Origin of the sequence: Microbacterium halotolerans, assembly GCF_003569805.1 — a bacterium.
Taxonomy (GTDB): Bacteria; Actinomycetota; Actinomycetes; order Actinomycetales; family Microbacteriaceae; genus Microbacterium; species Microbacterium halotolerans.
This window is the reverse complement of the sequence record NZ_KZ984051.1, coordinates 682,107-699,835: the sequence shown is the minus strand read 5'-3', so window position 1 is coordinate 699,835 and position 17,729 is coordinate 682,107. Positions and strand designations below refer to the sequence as shown.

At 68.3% G+C, this 17,729-nt stretch carries 20 protein-coding genes and 1 pseudogene; 15 read left to right on the top strand and 6 right to left on the bottom strand.

Going from position 1 to position 17,729, the window contains the following annotated elements:
• Positions 1-22: 22 nt before the first annotated feature.
• From DZG09_RS03195 to DZG09_RS03170, 6 genes and pseudogenes are all read left to right on the top strand, one after another.
• Complete coding sequence (locus DZG09_RS03195) at positions 23-625, top strand: metal-dependent transcriptional regulator (RefSeq protein ID WP_119696254.1); 603 nt, start codon at positions 23-25, stop codon at positions 623-625.
• Between the two features lie 227 nt (positions 626-852).
• The gene (locus DZG09_RS03190) at positions 853-1,773 is read left to right on the top strand and encodes an ABC transporter ATP-binding protein (RefSeq protein ID WP_119696253.1); all 921 of its coding nucleotides are present in this window, start codon (positions 853-855) and stop codon (positions 1,771-1,773) included.
• Positions 1,774-1,798: 25 nt separating this feature from the next.
• Complete coding sequence (locus DZG09_RS03185) at positions 1,799-2,647, top strand: ABC transporter permease (RefSeq protein WP_162893129.1); 849 nt, start codon at positions 1,799-1,801, stop codon at positions 2,645-2,647.
• A gap of 115 nt (positions 2,648-2,762) precedes the next feature.
• Positions 2,763-4,040 carry a sensor histidine kinase gene (locus tag DZG09_RS03180; protein WP_162893128.1) on the top strand — a complete coding sequence of 426 codons (1,278 nt, stop codon included), beginning with the start codon at positions 2,763-2,765 and terminating at the stop codon, positions 4,038-4,040.
• A 5-nt stretch (positions 4,041-4,045) separates the two neighbouring features.
• Complete coding sequence (locus tag DZG09_RS03175) at positions 4,046-4,801, top strand: response regulator transcription factor (RefSeq protein WP_119696250.1); 756 nt, start codon at positions 4,046-4,048, stop codon at positions 4,799-4,801.
• A gap of 85 nt (positions 4,802-4,886) precedes the next feature.
• A pseudogene (locus DZG09_RS03170) lies at positions 4,887-5,204 on the top strand (PTS sugar transporter subunit IIA); the annotation flags it as partial.
• Positions 5,205-5,271: 67 nt separating this feature from the next.
• On the opposite strand, the gene DZG09_RS03165 reads toward DZG09_RS03170, so the two are convergent.
• On the bottom strand, positions 5,272-6,258 hold the full coding sequence (locus DZG09_RS03165; protein ID WP_205529038.1) for an SDR family NAD(P)-dependent oxidoreductase: 987 nt from the start codon (positions 6,256-6,258) through the stop codon (positions 5,272-5,274).
• A 285-nt stretch (positions 6,259-6,543) separates the two neighbouring features.
• Positions 6,544-7,200 carry an FMN-dependent NADH-azoreductase gene (locus tag DZG09_RS03160; RefSeq protein ID WP_119696247.1) on the bottom strand — a complete coding sequence of 219 codons (657 nt, stop codon included), beginning with the start codon at positions 7,198-7,200 and terminating at the stop codon, positions 6,544-6,546.
• 77 nt (positions 7,201-7,277) lie between these two features.
• Here DZG09_RS03160 and DZG09_RS03155 point away from each other — a divergent pair, with 77 nt between their 5' ends.
• The 3 genes from DZG09_RS03155 (at position 7,278) to DZG09_RS03145 (ending at position 8,828) form a co-directional block, all read left to right on the top strand.
• On the top strand, positions 7,278-7,616 hold the full coding sequence (locus tag DZG09_RS03155; protein ID WP_119696246.1) for a winged helix-turn-helix transcriptional regulator: 339 nt from the start codon (positions 7,278-7,280) through the stop codon (positions 7,614-7,616).
• An 87-nt stretch (positions 7,617-7,703) separates the two neighbouring features.
• Entirely contained in the window at positions 7,704-8,522 is an 819-nt protein-coding gene (locus DZG09_RS03150; protein WP_119696245.1) for an HAD-IIA family hydrolase, read from the top strand.
• A 105-nt stretch (positions 8,523-8,627) separates the two neighbouring features.
• A complete protein-coding gene (locus DZG09_RS03145; RefSeq protein ID WP_119696244.1) occupies positions 8,628-8,828 on the top strand; it encodes a hypothetical protein in 201 nt (66 codons plus the stop codon).
• A 50-nt stretch (positions 8,829-8,878) separates the two neighbouring features.
• Here the strand turns inward: DZG09_RS03145 and DZG09_RS03140 are convergent, their stop codons facing one another.
• Together DZG09_RS03140 and pyrE are read right to left on the bottom strand one after the other, a co-directional pair.
• Positions 8,879-9,799 carry an ROK family protein gene (locus DZG09_RS03140; RefSeq protein WP_119696243.1) on the bottom strand — a complete coding sequence of 307 codons (921 nt, stop codon included), beginning with the start codon at positions 9,797-9,799 and terminating at the stop codon, positions 8,879-8,881.
• An 8-nt stretch (positions 9,800-9,807) separates the two neighbouring features.
• Entirely contained in the window at positions 9,808-10,386 is a 579-nt protein-coding gene (pyrE, locus tag DZG09_RS03135) for an orotate phosphoribosyltransferase (protein ID WP_119697355.1), read from the bottom strand.
• 55 nt (positions 10,387-10,441) lie between these two features.
• On the opposite strand from pyrE, the gene DZG09_RS03130 reads away from it, so the two are divergent.
• The 4 genes from DZG09_RS03130 to DZG09_RS03115 all read left to right on the top strand — a co-directional run bounded on the left by DZG09_RS03130 (position 10,442) and on the right by DZG09_RS03115 (position 13,691).
• Positions 10,442-10,699, top strand: a complete 258-nt coding sequence (locus tag DZG09_RS03130) for a hypothetical protein (protein ID WP_119696242.1) — start codon at positions 10,442-10,444, stop codon at positions 10,697-10,699.
• Positions 10,700-10,708: 9 nt separating this feature from the next.
• Positions 10,709-11,548, top strand: a complete 840-nt coding sequence (locus DZG09_RS03125; RefSeq protein WP_119696241.1) for an exodeoxyribonuclease III — start codon at positions 10,709-10,711, stop codon at positions 11,546-11,548.
• Between the two features lie 65 nt (positions 11,549-11,613).
• Complete coding sequence (locus tag DZG09_RS03120) at positions 11,614-13,011, top strand: sensor histidine kinase (RefSeq protein ID WP_119696240.1); 1,398 nt, start codon at positions 11,614-11,616, stop codon at positions 13,009-13,011.
• The gene (locus tag DZG09_RS03115) at positions 13,008-13,691 is read left to right on the top strand and encodes a response regulator (RefSeq protein ID WP_119696239.1); all 684 of its coding nucleotides are present in this window, start codon (positions 13,008-13,010) and stop codon (positions 13,689-13,691) included. The genes DZG09_RS03120 and DZG09_RS03115 overlap by 4 nt, the downstream gene beginning before the upstream one ends.
• Before the next feature lie 65 nt (positions 13,692-13,756).
• Here DZG09_RS03115 and DZG09_RS03110 read toward each other — a convergent pair whose 3' ends face one another.
• Positions 13,757-14,317, bottom strand: a complete 561-nt coding sequence (locus DZG09_RS03110; RefSeq protein WP_119696238.1) for an NADPH-dependent FMN reductase — start codon at positions 14,315-14,317, stop codon at positions 13,757-13,759.
• Positions 14,318-14,549: 232 nt separating this feature from the next.
• Between DZG09_RS03110 and DZG09_RS03105 the strand changes: the two genes are divergently transcribed.
• Together DZG09_RS03105 and DZG09_RS03100 are read left to right on the top strand one after the other, a co-directional pair.
• Positions 14,550-15,434, top strand: coding sequence for an ABC transporter ATP-binding protein (locus tag DZG09_RS03105; RefSeq protein WP_119696237.1), 885 nt, complete (start codon positions 14,550-14,552; stop codon positions 15,432-15,434).
• Complete coding sequence (locus DZG09_RS03100) at positions 15,431-16,531, top strand: ABC transporter permease (RefSeq protein WP_119696236.1); 1,101 nt, start codon at positions 15,431-15,433, stop codon at positions 16,529-16,531. The genes DZG09_RS03105 and DZG09_RS03100 overlap by 4 nt, the downstream gene beginning before the upstream one ends.
• 64 nt (positions 16,532-16,595) lie before the next feature.
• Here the strand turns inward: DZG09_RS03100 and DZG09_RS03095 are convergent, their stop codons facing one another.
• The gene (locus DZG09_RS03095) at positions 16,596-17,663 is read right to left on the bottom strand and encodes a hypothetical protein (protein WP_119696235.1); all 1,068 of its coding nucleotides are present in this window, start codon (positions 17,661-17,663) and stop codon (positions 16,596-16,598) included.
• Positions 17,664-17,729: the final 66 nt, after the last annotated feature.

Below are 17,729 nucleotides of genomic sequence, written 5' to 3'. Positions count from 1 at the left end.
GGCGACCGCGTAACCTTGGGGCGTGGCTTCGCCTGCGATCGACGACTATCTCAAGACCATCTACGCGCACACCGAATGGCAGGACGCGTCGATCACGCCGTCGGTGCTGGCCGCGAACCTCGGGGTGGCGCCGTCGAGCGTGACCGAGATGGTCAAGAAGCTCGCCGCGCAGGGCCTCGTCGCGCACGAGCCGTACCGCGCGGTGCGGCTGACCGAGGCGGGCGAACGTCGGGCGCTCGAGATGACGCGCAGGCATCGCCTGATAGAGACGTGGCTCGTGAGCGAGTTCGACTACTCGTGGGACGAAGTGCATGACGAGGCCGAGATCCTCGAGCATTCGATCAGCGACCGGCTGCTCGAGAAGATCGACGAGCGGCTCGGCAGGCCGAGGTTCGACCCGCACGGCGACGCGATTCCGGATGCCGCCGGGCACGTCGAGCGGGTGCCGTTCGTTCTGCTCGCCGACGCCGCCCCCGGTCACACAGGCCGCGTGCTGCGTGTGAGTGACCGCGACCCCGACCTGCTGCGCGCCATCGAGGAGTCGGGGCTCACGGTCGGGGCCGAGCACCGAGCGGGCGACCCCGTGCCGCCCGGCGCTGAGGACGCTGTCTGGCTGAGCGCGTAGGCAGGAGTCCGGTGCTCAGTGGAAAGCCGGGTCGACGTCAGGCCAGTCACTGAGCCACGTGCTGATCTCGCGTCGCCCCTTCGACCGAACCGACCTGTGCGCTGGTCCGATCCCGCGCCACCGTGCGGGCCTGCCCGGGCATCGATCCCGGTCCTAGTACCCAGGTCCGATCCGGATCATCCCGTGGGCCGATGTGCGACGTACGGGCACGCCGTAGCGTCGGAGGCATGATCACAGCAGAGAACCTCACCAAGCGCTTCGGTTCGAAGACGGCGGTCGACCAGGCGACCTTCGTGGCCCGCCCTGGACAGGTCACCGGCTTCCTGGGGCCGAACGGCGCAGGCAAGTCCACCACGATGCGGATGGTCGTCGGACTCGATCGACCCGACGCTGGCAGCGTCACGGTCGCCGGCCGGAAGTTCACCGACTCCCCCGCCCCGATGACGGAAGTCGGCTCGCTCCTCGACGCGAAGGCGCTCCATCCGGGGCGCACGGCTGAATCGCACCTGAAGATGCTCGCCGCGACCCACGGCATCGGCACCAAACGCGTGCACGAGGTGCTCGAGATGACGGGCATGGAGCAGGTGGCGCGCAAGCGGGTCGGCGGCTTCTCGCTCGGCATGCACCAGCGCCTCGGCATCGCGGCCACCATGCTCGGTGACCCGCACACGCTGATCTTCGACGAGCCGGTCAACGGCCTCGACCCGGAGGGCGTGCACTGGGTGCGCCGCTTCGTGCGCTCGCTCGCAGCGGAGGGGCGCACCATCTTCCTCTCCTCCCATCTGATGAGCGAGATGGCGCAGACGGCCGACCACATCATCGTTCTCGGCAAGGGCCGCGTGCTCGCCGACGCACCGGTGAGCGAGTTCATCGGCAGTGCGGGCAGCGAGCGCACCCGTGTTCGCGTCTCGGACGCGGCGCGCCTGGCTCCCCTGCTGGAGGCCGACGGCGTCGCCGTCACGACCACGGGCGCCGACGTCGTCGAGGTCGCAGGGCTCGCCGCCTCGCAGATCGCGCACGCGGCGGTCGGCGCGGGGCTCGAACTGCACGAGCTGACTCCGATGCGCGCCTCGCTCGAAGACGCCTACCTCGCCCTCACCGGCGACGCCACCGAATACCACAGCGACGAGGCCGCGATCGCGGCGTGACCGCGACTTCCTTGGAGAGATGAACATGACTACCGCAACCGCACAGCCCGCAGCTCCCGTCCAGTCCGCCGCGCGCAGCGGCACTCATGCCGACGCGCGCATCACCTTCCCGCACCTCGTCCGTGCACAGTGGATCACGCTGTCGAGCCTGCGAGGCACTCTCGTCTCGCTGTTCCTCGGCGTCGGCCTCACCGTCGGCCTCGCCGGCGCGTTCGGCCTGATGATCTCACTGAGCAATCAGTGGTCAGATGGCGCGGCCCCGCTCCCCGACCTCACGACGATGGGCACGAACACCATCACAGTCGCCATGTGCGTCGCGGTGCTCGTCGCCGTCTCGCACTACGCGAAGGAGCACACGACGGGCGCTCATCGCACGCTGCTCGCCGCCGCTCCCCGCCGCACCGCTCTGATCGGCGCGAAGGCCGTCGTCGTCGCGGTGAGCACCTTCGTCGCCGCGGTCGTCGCACTCGTGCTGTCGTTCGCGGCCGTCTCGATCGTCTACGCGGGGTTCGGCAGCCCCGTGCTGACCGGGTCCTTCCTCGACAGCGTCGTGCTGCCGATCCTCGGAGGAGCGTTCTACGTCGCGGCGTGCGCAGTGTTCGCGCTGGGAGTCTCCGTGCTGCTGCGCAGCGAGACGTGGGGCATCCTGCTCGTGCTCGTGTATCTGCTGATGCTGCCGACGGTGCTGATGCTGCTGCCGTTCGACTGGGCACCGACCACGGCGGAGTACCTGCTCGCGAGCGCAGGCCCGCAGCTGGCCGCGCCCTTCGCAGGCTTCACCGGCGAACTGGCCGCGGACCTCGCGCTCACCGTCGCATGGCCCGTCGCGGCGCTCGGGCTCGGCATGGCCGTCGAGAGCGGCCGCGACGCCTGATCAGGCCCACCGGATGCGTGCGCTCCGCCGACGCCCGAGAGGGATCCGCGGAGCGCACGCATCTGACCGGAGACGAACCAGGCGGCCCGTCCGCGCAGCCTCTAAGGTCGAGGACATGGCGAACCCGAAGCAGACGAAGGCCCCGGATGATCCGGGCGCCGACCTCGCTCTGCCCCGGCCGCCCGGCGCGATCCAGCGCTGGCTCGACCGCCACCCCCGAACGGTCGACTGGACGATCGCGGTCGCCTGCCAGGCTCCGCTGCTGGTCATCGCCATCGTGCTGCCTGCGACCGGAACCGCGGGCGCACTCGACGTCACGTGGACGCTGCTCACCGTGGTCGTCGGCTTCGTCGCCCTGCTTCTCCGCCGACGTCTCCCCCTCGAGGGCACCATCGCCGTCACGGCCCTGCCCGTGATCGGAACCCTCCTGCCGCTGTCGAACGACGTCAACGGCTGGATCGACGTGTACGTGCTGCTGTATTCGCTCGGTGTGCACTCGACGACCCGCCGGATGTGGATCGGCTACGGCATCGCATCACTGGGCGCGATCGCCGCGGCCGTCATCGCCCAGTCCGGCGCCAGCGAGAACCCTCTCATTCCCGCAGCGGTCGGCATCCCGATGCTGGTCTTCTACCTCGTGCCCACCCTGCTCGGCATGTCGGTCGGCGGTCGCCGCCGCTACATCGCCGCGATCATCGCCAGGGCAGAGGACCTCGCCCGCGAACGTGATCAGCGCGCCAGGCTCGCCGTCACCGAGGAGCGCGCCCGCGTCGCGCGAGAGATGCACGACATCGTCTCGCACGGTCTCACGGTGATGGTCACTCTGTCGGAGGGGGCTGCCGCACGAGCCGAAGCCGGTGCGCAGGGCGCTCCGGCCGCCATGCGCAGGGTCGCTTCGGCCGGCAGAGATGCCCTGGCGGACATGCGCCGCCTGCTCGGTCTGCTCCGTGATCCGGATGCACCGGCGGACCTGGCGCCGCAGCCGACGGCGAACGATGTGGACGACTTGATCGAGGGGTTCCGCGAGGCCGGCATGCCGGTTCGCTGGACGCATTCGGGCGCTCCTCTCGCGGCGGACGACGGTGGCCGACCCGACATTCCACTAGCGGCATACAGAATCATGCAGGAGGGCCTGACCAACGTGCTCCGGCACGCGCCAGGCACTTCGCGCGTCGATGTGACCGTCGACAACCGCCACGACGAGCTCGCCATCACGATCGAGAACGGCCGCCCGGATCACAGGAAGACCACTGTGCCGGAGATGCGCGGTGCCGGTCGAGGGCTCATCGGAGCGCGCGAGAGGGCCGCGCTGCACGGCGGCACCATCGAGGCCGGCCCCACGCCGCGCGGTGGCTGGCGCCTGCGCGCCGTACTGAGAAAGGACATGCCGTGAATGACATGGAAGCCCCGTCGAGTCCGATCCGCGTCGCCCTCGCCGACGACCAGGAGCTCATCCGGATGGGCCTGAGAATGGTGCTCGACGTGCATCCGGACATCGAGGTGGTCGCGGAGGCAGAGAACGGTGCAGAGGCGACGCGCCTCGACCCGACAGCGATCGACGTCATCCTGATGGACGTCCGGATGCCCGGCCTGGACGGTATCGCCGCAACGGAGCAGATCGTCGGCCGCCCGGACGCTCCGCGCATACTCGTGCTGACGACTTTCGATCTCGACGAATATGCTTTCGCAGCCATACGCGCGGGAGCCAGCGGGTTCCTGCTCAAGGACGCCCGCCCCGAGGAGCTGCTCAGCGCCATCCGGTCGGTGCATTCCGGCGACGCGGCGCTCGCGCCGAGCGTGACGCGCAAGCTGATGGAGCGCTTCGCAGGCGGGCCTGTCGAACTGGCCGCACAGGTGCGTCAGCACGACGCAGTCGAATCGACGCCGAACACCCCGGATTCGGTCGATTCCGGCCCACAGGGCGCAGATCGACTGCGTTCTGTCCATCAGGGGCTGGATACGCTCACGCCCCGCGAACGGGAGATCCTTGTCGCCATCGCCGAGGGACTGTCGAACGACGAGCTGGCCGAGCGGTTCTTCCTGTCGTCGTCGACGATCAAGACCCACATCGGCCGGTTGCTGCAGAAGCTCGACGCCCGCGACCGCGTGCACCTCGTGATCCTCGCCTACGAGTCCGGTCTGGCGCCCGCATGAGCCGCTCAGGTGGGACGAAGTGCCGCCAAGTCGCAGTGCAAGCGGCGCTTTCCCGCACGGGATTGAGTGAGGACAGAGGACGCTCGGCCCGGGCATCGCCGTCGAACCCACCGGAGACACAGTCGTCGCGCCTGGTCCCGGGCGCGTGGAGTCGATGTTCCCCACCGGTCACGCCATCGGGCTCGCGCTCGACGACGGCACCGAGGTGCTCATCCACGTCGGAATCGACACGGTCGAGATGGCAGGCGACGGCTTCGAGACCCTGGTGGTGCAAGGCGACGTCGTCGACGAAGGCACGCCGCTGGTGAAGGTCGACTTCGCCAAGGTACGAGCTGCCGGACATCCCACCGTGACGCCCATCGTCGTGCTGAACGCCCCGGATGCCGTGATCGGCCTGCGCTGACCCACCTGCTCACCGGCCGTGCCTGACCGGCGCGGCGATGCTGCGGGCCTCAGCTGCCGACGCAGATCTACCGCCGGGAGCGTGCGGCCTTGGCGAACGGCCAGTGCACACCGGTGAGCTCCTCGCACCGCTCCCACACCCGTTCGCGCACCTCGGGGTCGTTCGACGTTCCTGACGGCTTGACCCGTACGGGTGCGCCGCGAGTGAGGAACCTCGGTCCGATGAACTCGCCCCCGGTCACTTCGGGGTCGACCAGTGCCCGCACCGGAGCCCAGGCACCGTGCTGCTTGCTCTGCGCGACGGGCGCCTGCATCGCGTCGCGCAGACGCTTCCATCGGCTCGGCTGATTCACACCGGCGACCATAGGGCTGCGTCCGCCGATCGAGTACCCGGGGTGGGCGAGCACGCTGTCGACCGGGACGCCCGCTTCACGAAGACGAGCATTCGCCTCCAGCGCCAGCGACTGCACCACGACCTTCGACTGCACGTACGCCTTCCAGGCGGCATAGTTCTTCTCGAGCTGGATGTCCTTCGGCTCGTATGCGCCCATCCGAGTCGACATGCTGCCGAGCCACACCATCCGGGCGGTGTGCGATCCGGACGCCGCCTTCGCAAGCGTGGTGAGCAGCTCTCCCGCGAGCACGAAGTGACCGAGCGCGTTCGTCGCGAGCACGAGCTCGCGACCGTCGCGCGTGATCCGACGTCGCTTCGGGGTGTGCACGATGCCAGCGTTCAGCAGCACGCCGTCGAGCTTCTGTCGAGAGAAGACGCCGCCCTTCAGCGACGCGGCCGCCGAACGCACCGATCCGGGGTTGGCGACGTCGAGGATCAGCGTCTCGACGGATGCGCCTGGCACACGAGCCTCGATCGCATCGTGCGCCGCGTGCAGCCTGTTCGGGTGCCGCCCGCTCATCACGACATGCGCGCCCGCGCGGGCCAGCTGCTCGCTCGCGAAGTACCCCAGACCCGCGTTCGCCCCCGTGATGAGGTACGTGCGCCCCTTCAGATCGGGAAGGCGCAACGGATCCCACGATTGGCGCGGGCGAGGGTTCACGCGTTGACCATATCGCCGAATCTCTCGGAATCCCGCCCGGCACGGCGCGCACGCGCATAAAATGAGCGCCGATCGGTCCAGCGGCACGATCTCGCCAGCGGGACCTCCCTTGAGCCCGGTGCCGCCGACCTCAGGATGGTCGAGGTCGGCGGCCTGCACGGAAAGTGCTCTTCTGATCGGGGATGACTGCCCCGTCGCAGAACGCCCGGGCCCGCCACAGGACGCCCGACCCCGTCAGCGGTTCCATCCCGAGAACCGCTGACGGACGTTCTCGATCAATGCGGCTCAGACGCCCTGCGAAGCCCGCCTGGCCGCAAGCTCACGACCGTATGCACGCGCAGACGCCTCCGCGGCTTCCTTGAGTTCGCGTGCAGTGTCGGTGAAGGCGTCAAGCGCCGGGTTCACACCCACCAGAGTGAAGGGGCGCTGCACGACGCGAAGGTCGAGCCCCCAGACGTCTTCGAGCACGCGTCGAAGCCAGCCGGTGGAGTGGTCCCATCCGTCCTTGGGCGTTCCGGCCGCGTAGTTTCCACCGAGCACGGTGACCAGGGTCGCCGGCTTGCCGCGGAGCGCGGTTCCGGTCGGGTCGATGCGCGGATCAGTGTAGGCGAGGTCGAACCAGGTCTTGAAGTGCTGGGAGACGCCGTAGTTGTACAGCGGAACGGCGAAGAGCAACGCGTCGGCGTCGATGAGCTCGTCGGCGAAGCCGCGCGCGAGTGCCAGCGCTTCGCTCTGCCCGGCGGTGCGCTGACCCTCCTCGACGAATCCGGAAGTGACCGCATCCGCCCACGCCGTCGACGGGACCGGATCGGCGGCCAGATCACGACGGGTCACCGCCGAGTCCGGGTGAGAGGCGCGCCACTCCGCTTCGACCAGGTCGGCGAGCGAACGGCTGGAAGACGTCGCAGGCATGATGCTGGCGTCCAGACGGAACAGAGACATGAGTTCACCCTTCTTTTTCGGAGTCACTTTGTTTTTCTTAGTGGCTCGCATCAGCGTAGCACGAGTAGCATGGAGGAATGGCGGACCATGACGCAGAGTTCCGTGCCTGTGACGCAGCGGTCACACTGGCATTCAGCGTTCTAGGCAAGCGTTGGAACGGCATGATCGTCTCCTCGCTCGGCGGGGGTCCTTCGACCTTCGTCGCGCTGCGTCGCGCAGTGGTCGGCATCAGCGACACGGTGCTCTCCGACCGCCTGGCCGAGCTCGGCCAGGCCCGGCTCGTCGCACGCACCGTCGACCCGGGCCCTCCGGTCACCGTGTCCTATGCACTCACCGCAAGGGGCGAGGGGCTGCTGCCGATCCTCGACCAGCTCGGTTCCTGGGCTTCCGCCAATCTCGAGAGCCCGGAACTCTGAGATGCTCACCGCGTGAACGCCCCGCCGAAGCGGCACCTGCGGCACACGGGTCAGACGAGCTGCCTGCACGACCTCTAAGCTGGCCGCATGACGCGACGCGATGACATCGAGTGCTGGCTCACCGACATGGACGGCGTGCTCGTGCACGAGGAATCCGCCATTCCCGGCGCACCAGCGCTGCTCGAGCAGTGGCGCGCGACTGGCACCCCGTTCCTCGTGCTCACCAACAACTCCATCTTCACCCCGCGCGATCTGTCGGCCAGGCTGCGATCATCCGGAATCGACGTGCCGGAGGAGAACATCTGGACCTCGGCGCTGGCCACGGCGGCGTTCCTGAAGCAGCAGAACCCGGGCGGGACGGCGTTCGTGATCGGCGAGGCCGGCATCCTCACGGCACTGCACGAGGCGGGGTTCATCATGACTGAGACGAACCCCGACTACGTCGTCGTCGGCGAGACCCGCAACTACTCGTTCGAAGCGCTCACCAAGGCCGTGCGGCTCATCAATGACGGAGCGAGGTTCATCTCGACGAACCCGGATGCCACCGGCCCGAGCAAGCAAGGTGTGCTGCCGGCGACGGGTGCCATCAACGCGCTGATCACGAAGGCCACCGGCCGCGAGCCCTACATCGTCGGCAAGCCGAACCCGATGATGTTCCGCTCGGCACTGAACCGGATCGGCGCACACAGCGAGACGACGGGGATGATCGGCGACCGGATGGACACCGACATCGTCGCGGGCATCGAGGCCGGACTGCACACCGTGCTGGTGATGACCGGCATCAGCGACGAGTCCTCGATCTCGCGCTACCCGTTCCGACCCGACGAGGTCGTCCCCTCCGTCGCCGAGCTCATAGACGCCGAGACCCAGGGCGAGGGCGAAGCCGAGCTCACCTCGGGAGTCTGATCCGGATGGAGCGCGATCTGGTCTTCGCCGTGGCCGCCCTGTGCATCACCGGTGCGATGGTGGCATTCGCCGTGCAGTGGTGGCGCGGGCGCGGGAAGTGATCCGATGACCGAGGCTCGTCCCATCGCGAAGCGGCTCGCCGTTGCGCTTCCTCTGCTCGGCGCCGCGCTCATTCTGTCGGCACTGCTCCTGCCGACCGGTTTCGCAGCGTTCGGCTGGGCGCTCGGCGGGGTCTGCTTCGCAGTCGCCTTGGTGTGCGCGCTCAACGCCGCACGACGCGCGCAGCCGGCGCAGGGACGTCGCTGAGCACCGACCGTCTCATCCAAGAGGCGGCGTTCACCCGTGCGCGCCGACCATCACAGCGCGAGGGCTGCGGCACCCAGCAGGGGGCCGTCGCCATGCAGCGCGCTGCGCACGATCGATACGCGGCGGGCGTAGTCGAGCGGGGCGCACGAGCGCAGCGACTCCCCCACCAGATCGACGTAGTCGGGCGAGACGTGCGAGAAGCCGCCGCCGACCACGATCGTCTCGAGGTCGAGCAGAGTGGCGGCATCGGCGAACGCACGCCCGACGAGGGTCGCCGATCGCTCGATCGCCGCCGCAGCCGCCTGATCGCCCGCTGCCGCCGAACGCGCAAGGTCTTCGCCCGTCTCGCCGACCCAGCCCCGCGACCGTGCCCAGCGCACGATGTTCGGCCCGGAGGCCAGCTCCTCGACCGTGGCCGCTTCCGCCGGCCCACCGGGCAGGTCATGCGTCGACACGTGAGTCTGCCCGATGTGACCAGCGTTGCCCGATCGGCCGGTGACCGTTCGACCGTCGATCACGATTCCGCCGCCGATGCCGGTCGAGACGACGACGCTCATCGACGCGCGGGAGCCCTGCGCCGCGCCCCAGCGGTCCTCGGCGAGCGCGAGGCACGTGCCGTCAAGTCGCAGCGAGACCTCTGTCCCGGACAGGACCGCGCTGCGCACCAGAGCGACGACCTCGAACCCGTGGGCCCGCCGCATGTTCACCGGGTAGATGGCGCCGGATGAGAAATCGATGGGACCGGCGCTGCCGATGCCGGTCCCGACGAAGCTCACGCCATCGGGCACATGCGCCATCGACGTGCGCACGACCTGCTCGAACGCTGCGGCAAGCGACCCCGGCGTCGAGTCGGGGCCGGTGGGCACCCGGTTGCGGCTGCCTGCGATGATCTCGCCGGACGTGTCGACCAGGGCGCCCTCGAGCTTCGTCCCGCCCAGGTCGAGCGCGAGGGCGCAGGTCTGCGACACCATGACGCCGATTACTGGGGCGCGAGGCCAAGATCGTCGAGATCGACGGCAGCGCGCCACTCGAGACCCTCCGCCTCGATCGCCGCCTGCGCACCCGTCGAGCGATCGACGATCACGGCGACCGCCGCCACCTCTGCACCCGCCTTGCGCAGCGCCTCGACCGCCTTCAGCGCGGACTGACCCGTGGTCGAGGTGTCCTCCAGTACGACGACGCGTCTGCCCTCGACGTCCGCGCCCTCGATCTGGCGGCCGCGACCGTGGTCCTTCGGCTCCTTGCGCACGACGAACGCGTCCAACGGGTCGTCGGTGCCCGCAGATGCGTGCATCACGGCGTTTGCGATCGGGTCGGCGCCCAGAGTGAGGCCCCCGACAGCGACGACTCCATCGATGTCAGCGATGAGGTCGCTCATGATCCGGCCGATCGCCGGGGCCGCCCTGTGGTCGAGCGTGAGCTTGCGCATGTCGACGTAGTACGTGGCCTTCGTGCCACTGGACAGCGTGAAGTCGCCGTGGAAGACGGCCTCGTCCCGGATGAGGGAGATGAGGTTCTGACGGTCGGCTTCGAGCGCCGGCGTGGATGCGGTGGCCATGACTGCCAGCATATGAGAGCCCGCGGCGGCGCGCGAAGCGGCATACGCTGATGCCATGGCACATCAGCCCATCGAGGAATGGCTCGCATCGCACCCGCTGAAGAAGCCGGGGCTCTTCCGCGACGGATATCGCCGCAGCGCCGTCGACGAAGTGACCGACAAGGTGGTCGAAAGACTCCGGACGAATCGCCAGTACGCCGACCTGATCCGGAAGCTCGACTTCCCCGCCGCTCCGCGTGCCGAGGCCTACGACCGACAGGCCGTCGACGACCTCTTCGACAATCTGAAGTGGGGCTCAGATCCTCGCAGTTAGGCTGGTTCCATGCGGTTGGCGACGTGGAATGTGAACTCTGTCAGGGCTCGGGTGGACCGGATCGTCGGCTTCGCGGAGCGCGCCGACGTCGACGTGCTCGCCATGCAGGAGATCAAGTGCAAGCCGGAGCAGTTCCCCTACGCGGCGTTCGAGGCAGCCGGCTACCACGTCGAAGCGCACGGGCTGAATCAGTGGAACGGCGTCGCCATCGCCAGCCGCGAGCCGATCGAGGACATCGAATATTCTTTCACCGGAATGCCTGGGTTCAAGAAGGGGTATGAGGGCGACGACGCCCCGCTCGAAGCCCGCGCGATCGGCGCGACCGTGAACGGCGTCAAGGTATGGAGTCTGTACGTGCCGAACGGCCGCTCGCTCGACGATCCCCACTACGCGTACAAGCTGCGCTGGCTCGAGGCGCTGCGGCAGCACACGGCAGACGCCCTCGCCGCACAGCCCGACCTGTCGATCGCTCTCGTCGGCGACTTCAACATCATCCCGACCGATGCCGACAACGGCGACCCCGACATCGTCGAGGGCGTCTCCACGCACGTCTCCCCCGCAGAGCGCGAAGCGTTCCAAGCACTGCTGGGCGCCGGCGTCACCGACACGGTGCGACCGCTGATCCCAACCGGCTACACCTACTGGGACTACCAGCGACTCAAGTTCCCGAAGGACCAGGGCATCCGGATCGACTTCATCCTGGGGTCGAAGGCCTTCGCCGACGCGGTCTCCGGCGCCAGCATCGAGCGCGATGAACGCAAGGGCGAGCAGCCCAGCGACCACGTACCCGTCGTGGTCGACCTCGATGTCGCCGACGAGGACGAGGACATCCCGATGATCTTCGGCTGACGCCGCGCGAGGTTCTCCGCCTCACGGCGGAGGCGCCAGCGCGGAGTGCGACGTAACGTGGCGGTATGAGCACGCGAGCAGCCCAGGCGGATCTCCGTGGCGGGCCCGCCACCCAGGGCGCCCGCGACGCGGCTGCCCGCCCCGGTACCGGTGGCGAGCTCGCCCCGGTACAAGCGAGCCTCTCCCCCACCCGTGCCGCGCCGACGCGGCGCGAGCTGCGCCAGGACTGCTTGCTCGCCGCCGCGCTGTTCGTCGCGGCGATGATCAGCGGGGCGCTGTCATCGATCACCCAGTTCTACGGCGAGCAGACGGCGGACCTCGTCTGGGTGCTGCCCCTGGCGGTCGGCACCACGTGGCCGCTCGCCGTTCGACGGAGGTATCCGATCGCGTCCGCGGTCATCGTCTGCGCCTCGTACTTCTGCGGCGTGACCCTGCACGTTCCGGAGGCCTTCGTCTCGAACGTGTCGATATTCATCGCCATCTATACGATCGGTGCGTGGATGAACGACCGCCGTCGCGCTGTCCTCGGCCGCTCGTTCCTCGTGGTCGCCATGATGATCTGGCTGCTGATCTCCACCTACTTCGCGATCGGCAACGCGGCAGACGAGGCAGACGTCATCGCCGGCGCGATGTCGCCGCTGGTCGCCTACATGCTCATCCAGTGGCTGATCAATATCGCCTACTTCGGCGGCGCCTACTACTTGGGCGATCACGCCTACAGGGCGGCGCTGAACCGGCAGGACCTGCGCGGCCTCGCGGAGCAGCTGGAGGAGGAGCGCGAGCTCTCCGCGGCGCAGGCCGTCGCGCTCGATCGAGTGCGCATCGCGCGCGAGCTGCACGACGTCGTCGGCCACCACGTGTCGGCGATGGGAGTTCAGGCCGGTGCCGCGCGCACGGTCATGGCGACGGATCCGCATGCCGCCGGCGACGTTCTCAGGGAGGTCGAGCAGGGCGCACGCACCGCGATCGACGAGCTGCATCACCTGCTCGACACGCTGCGCGACCCCGGCGAGAACCAGGAGGCTCCTTCCGCGCTGAAGCTGCATGACCTAGAGCAGCTGGTGCGGCAGGTCACCGCCGCCGGCACACCGACGACCTTCACCGTGATCGGTGACGCCGTGCCGCTTCCGCCCCTCGTCGAGACCAATCTGTACCGGATCGCGCAGGAGGCGCTCACCAATGCGCGTCGGCACGCTGGACCTGATGCACGAGCGGACATCCGGCTGCGCTACCGCCACGACTGGGTCGAACTGGAGGTCACGAACACCGGCAGAGTGCGCGCGGGCGCCCGCCCCGGAGTGGGCCAGCTCGGGATGAGGGAACGCGCGACCTCGATCGGGGGACTGCTCCACTTCGGGAACCGAGAAGCGGATGCAGATGGTTCAGTGGAGCGCCCCGGGTACCTGGTACGCATCAGCGTGCCCCTGCGGGAGAATCAGACATTCGAGGAGACCGACGCGTGAACGAACCGATCAGCGTGCTGCTCGTCGACGACCATGCCACGATGCGGATGGGGTTCCGGATGATCCTGGAGGCCTCAGGCATCGTGGTCACCGGTGAGGCCGGGACGGGGGAGGAGGCGATACATTCCGTTCGCGGCATGCGACCGGATGTCGTCTTCATGGACGTGCAGATGCCCGACCTCGACGGTATCGAGGCGACCCGCCGCATCCGGGCCGAACTCGGGGACAGCGGTCCGCGCATCGTCATCGTGACGACCTTCGATCGCGACGACTACCTGTTCTCGGCGCTCGAGGCCGGTGCGAGCGGGTTCCTGCTCAAGAACGCAGGACCGGAGGAACTGGTCAACGCCGCGAACGTCGCCGCATCGGGGGAGGCGCTGCTCGCACCGGAGGTCACACGGCGGGTCATCGAACGGTTCGCCGCGCAGAACCGGGCCGACGCCGACTCGAGTCCGGTGCGGTCACCGTCGTCACCCGCGCACACCGGTGTCGCCCTGACCGAGCGGGAGGGCGACGTGCTGCGCCTGCTCGCCCGTGCGATGAGCAACGCCGAGATCGCCGCCGAGCTCTACATCGGCGATGCCACAGTGAAGACCCACGTCTCGAACGTGCTGCTCAAGCTCGGCGCCCGCGACCGCGTCGCCGCGGTGGTCTGGGCGCATCGACACGGATACGCGTAGTCGAGAGCTCGCATGCGCCTTGGCCCGTCGAAGCAGAACCGAGGCGCATGCCGCAGTCAGAATGCTCAGGCTGCGTAGGCCTTCTGGACCCGGGCGATGAGGCCGAGGAAGGTGTCGAGGTAGGACTGCAGGAACGCCTTCGTGCCCTCGTTGGTGATGTCACTGTCGCCGTCGATGAGGCCCGGAGTGACCTGCACGAAGCCCTCCGGCTGACCCATCACGATCGCGTTCGCGTGGCTGAGCACGGCCTTGAGGTGCTGCTGGGCAGCTGCCGTGCCGATCGCTCCGGGCGAGCCGCCCAGCACAGCGACCGGCTTGCCGCCGAACGAGAAGTTGCCGTACGGCCGGCTGGCCCATTCGATCGCGTTCTTCAGCACACCAGGGATCGAGCGGTTGTACTCGGGCGTGACGATGACGATGCCGTCGACATTCTCGATGTGCTTCTTGAAGTCCAGCCCGACCTGCGGGAACTCGGCGTCGTAGTCGGGGGAGTAGAACGGAAGGTCCTTGATGGCGATCTCTTCGAACTCGACGCCCTCCGGTGCGAGCTTCGCGAGAGCCTCGGCGAGTGCGCGGTTGAGCGAGGTGCTCGAGATGCTGCCGACGATGTAGCCGATGGTGGGCACGGATGATCTCCTTCAGGGGTGGTGGCCGCTGCGGCCGTTCTTGCGTACGAGCGTGGGAACGCTCGCCCGTCGGATCGTATTCCATGCGGATGCATACATGCTGTGCGCCCAGCGCGTCCCCCAGCGCCATCTCCGCACAACGGCGGAGTGCGAAGATCCGTCATGCGGGGGAGGCACGCGGCACAGTCTGCTTCGTAGTGTGGAAGCACACACCGAGAAAGGGAACCCGCCGATGCTGCGACTGAGCGGAATCACGAAGAACTACGGCGAACGCCGCGCCCTCGACGGCGTCACGTTCGATGTCGCCCCCGGCCGTCTGACAGGCTTCGTCGGCGGAAACGGGGCGGGGAAGACCACCACGATGCGCATCATCCTGGGGCTGCTCGCACCGGACGGCGGCACCGTTACGCTCGACCGGCAGGAGCTCACGACAGACGATCGTCGTCGCTTCGGCTACATGCCGGAAGAGCGCGGCCTCTACCCGAAGATGAAGGTGCTCGACCACATCGTCTACCTGGCCCGTCTGCACGGATTCAGCCGCGCAGACGCAACAGAGCGCGCCACCGCGATCCTTGACAGGCTCGGGCTGGGCGAACGACTCGCCGACAACATCGAGGCGCTCTCGCTCGGCAATCAGCAGCGAGCCCAGATCGCCGCAGCTCTCGTGCACGACCCCGAGGTGCTGATCCTCGATGAGCCGTTCAGCGGCCTCGACCCGCTCGCCGTCGAGGTGGTCGCCGGTGTGCTGCAGGATCGTGCCGCTGCCGGTGCCAGCGTGCTGTTCTCCTCTCACCAGCTCGACGTGGTCGAGCGCCTCTGCGACGATCTGGTGATCATCGCCGCAGGAGAGGTGCGCACCTCCGGCTCCCGCGAGCGGCTGCGCGAGGAGCACGCCACCAGCCGTTTCGAACTCACTGCGGCGAAGGACGTCGGCTGGGTGCGCGAGGAGCCGGGCATCCAGGTGATCGACTTCGACGGCGGATACGCCCTCTTCGACGCCGACGACGCCGCTGCCGCACAGCGCGTGCTGCAGCGCGCGGTCTCGTACGGCGAGGTCACTCGCTTCGCCCCCCAGCAGCCATCCCTCGCCCAGATCTTCAAGGAGGTCATCCGATGACTCTCGCAGCCGATGCGCGCTCGATCTCAACCGCTCAGGCCACATGGCTCGTCGCCGAGCGCGACATCCTCTCTCGCCTGCGCAGCAAGGCGTTCATCATCTCGACGCTGATTCTGGTGCTGATCGCGGTGGGCGGCATCGTCTGGATGGGGATCTCGAGCGCAACGACATCCGGAACGCCCGTCGCCGTCACCGCGGACTCAGCAGATGTGCTCCCCGACACCGAGGACCTCGAGGTCACCGAGGTCGCCGACGCCGCGGCGGGAGAGGCGCTGGTCCGCGACGGCACAGTCGATGCGCTCGTGCTGCCCAGCGCCGGTTCCGTGACCGGCGTCGAAGTCGTCGCGTTCGACGAGGCGCCTGACGACGTGATGTCGCTTCTCGCCGTGCACCCCGAGGTGACGCTGCTCGAAGACCCGGCCGTGCCGTTCTTCCTGCGCTACATACTGGGGCTGATCTTCGGTGTGCTGTTCATGGGCATCACGCTCACCTTCGCGATGCCGATCGCCACAGCAGTGGTGGAGGAGAAGCAGACCCGCGTCGTCGAGATCCTGATCTCCACGGTCTCGGCCCGTGCGCTCCTGGCAGGAAAGGTGCTGGGGAACCTGATCCTCGCGCTCGGCCAGATCGCGGTGCTGGCCACCGCTTCGATCATCGGCCTCGCGGTGACGGGTCAGAGCGACTACGTGACCGACTTCGGTGCACCGATCGCCTGGTTCGCGGTGTTCTTCGCGCTGGGCTTCCTGCTGCTGTCGGCGATGTTCGCCGCAGCCGGGTCGATGGTCTCACGCCAGGAGGACATCTCGCCGACGGTGATGCCCGTGATGTATCTGGTGATGCTGCCGTACTTCCTCGTCATCCTGTTCGGCAACAACCCGATCGTGATGAACGTGATGAGCTATGTGCCGTTCTCAGCGCCGACCGCGATGCCGGTGCGCCTCTACTTCAACGAGGCGGCGTGGTGGGAGCCGGTGCTCTCACTCGGGATCCTGGCCGTCTCCTGCGTCCTCATCATCGCCATCGGGGCGCGGATCTACGAGAGCTCGCTGCTGAAGATGGGCGCCAGAGTCAAGGTGCGCGAAGCGCTGAAGGGCTGAGGGCTCCGGATGCACGAAGGCGGGCCGTGGGGTTGCACTCCCGGCCCGCCTTCGTGTTCTCGCTTCAGTCGACCGTGAGCTCGCGCATGGACTCGATCTCGTCGGAGATGTTGTCCAGACCGCACGACACGTAGGCGTGCATCGTCGTGCCCGTGTCGGCGAAGGTGCGCCAGTACCAGCGCTCCTTCGTCACGGACACAGTGTCATCGGTCCAGTCGAGATCGACGTTGTATGCCTGGAACTCGATTGTGCCGGCCGACGACTCGAGCGCGACCGTCCCGGCCTCCTCGATCGTCTGGCTGTCGATGGAGGGGTCGTTCGCCTCGAGAGAGTCGAGATAGGCGTTGAAGTCGGCCGCGGACGCCTCGGTGTCGCTCGCCGCGTCGCTCGGGCCGTCGGGAAGGTTGAGCTCTGCAGCAGGTGCGGTGTACCCGACGAACGAGCACGTCTGGCCTTCCTTCGACGATTCGAAGGCGGTGGCGTCCTGCCGGGAGAATTCCCACTCACCACTCGTCACACCGTCTGTGTTCCACGCGTAGGCGATGTCGGTGGGCCCCGCATCGCTCAGCGCGAAGTCCGCACCCTCTGCCGTCTCCTCGCCCCGCCCGTCGAACAGGTGCATCGAGTCGGCGATGAACCAGCCGCCAGCCAGAATGACGACCAGGCCGCCGCCGATGGCCCAGCCGATCCAACCGCGCTTGCGCTTGGGCGGCTGCTGCGGGCCTGGCAGAAAACCGGGCTGAGGGGCGTAGCCCGGCTGCTGTCCGTACCCCGGCTGACCGCCGATCTGACCATAGCCCTGCTGCGCACCAGCGGGAGGCTGCTGCGCAGCGTACGGATCCGCCCCTGCCTGAGCAGTCTGAGCAGCGCGAGCCGCGTACGGATCGACGGGCTGTGCCGGCTGCTGCGCGCTCGGCGCTCCCGGATACGAGTTCTGCGGGGCGGCATCCGGTGTGCCGGTGTACGGGTTCGGCTGCTGCGCCGCCGGGTCGCCGGGAGCCGCGGCCGGGTGCTGTGGTGCGTCGCCGCCCTCCTCCCAGGGCAGCGGCGGCAGCTTCGGCGCAGGTGGAAGGCCGGAGTCCGGCGGCGACTGGTCGCCCTGATTCGATCGGTCGTCGCTGTTGCCGCTCATGGCGGACTCCTCCCCCTGGGAAAATTCTCAGATAAAGCGTACCCGGATCCGATGACGTCGCCACGC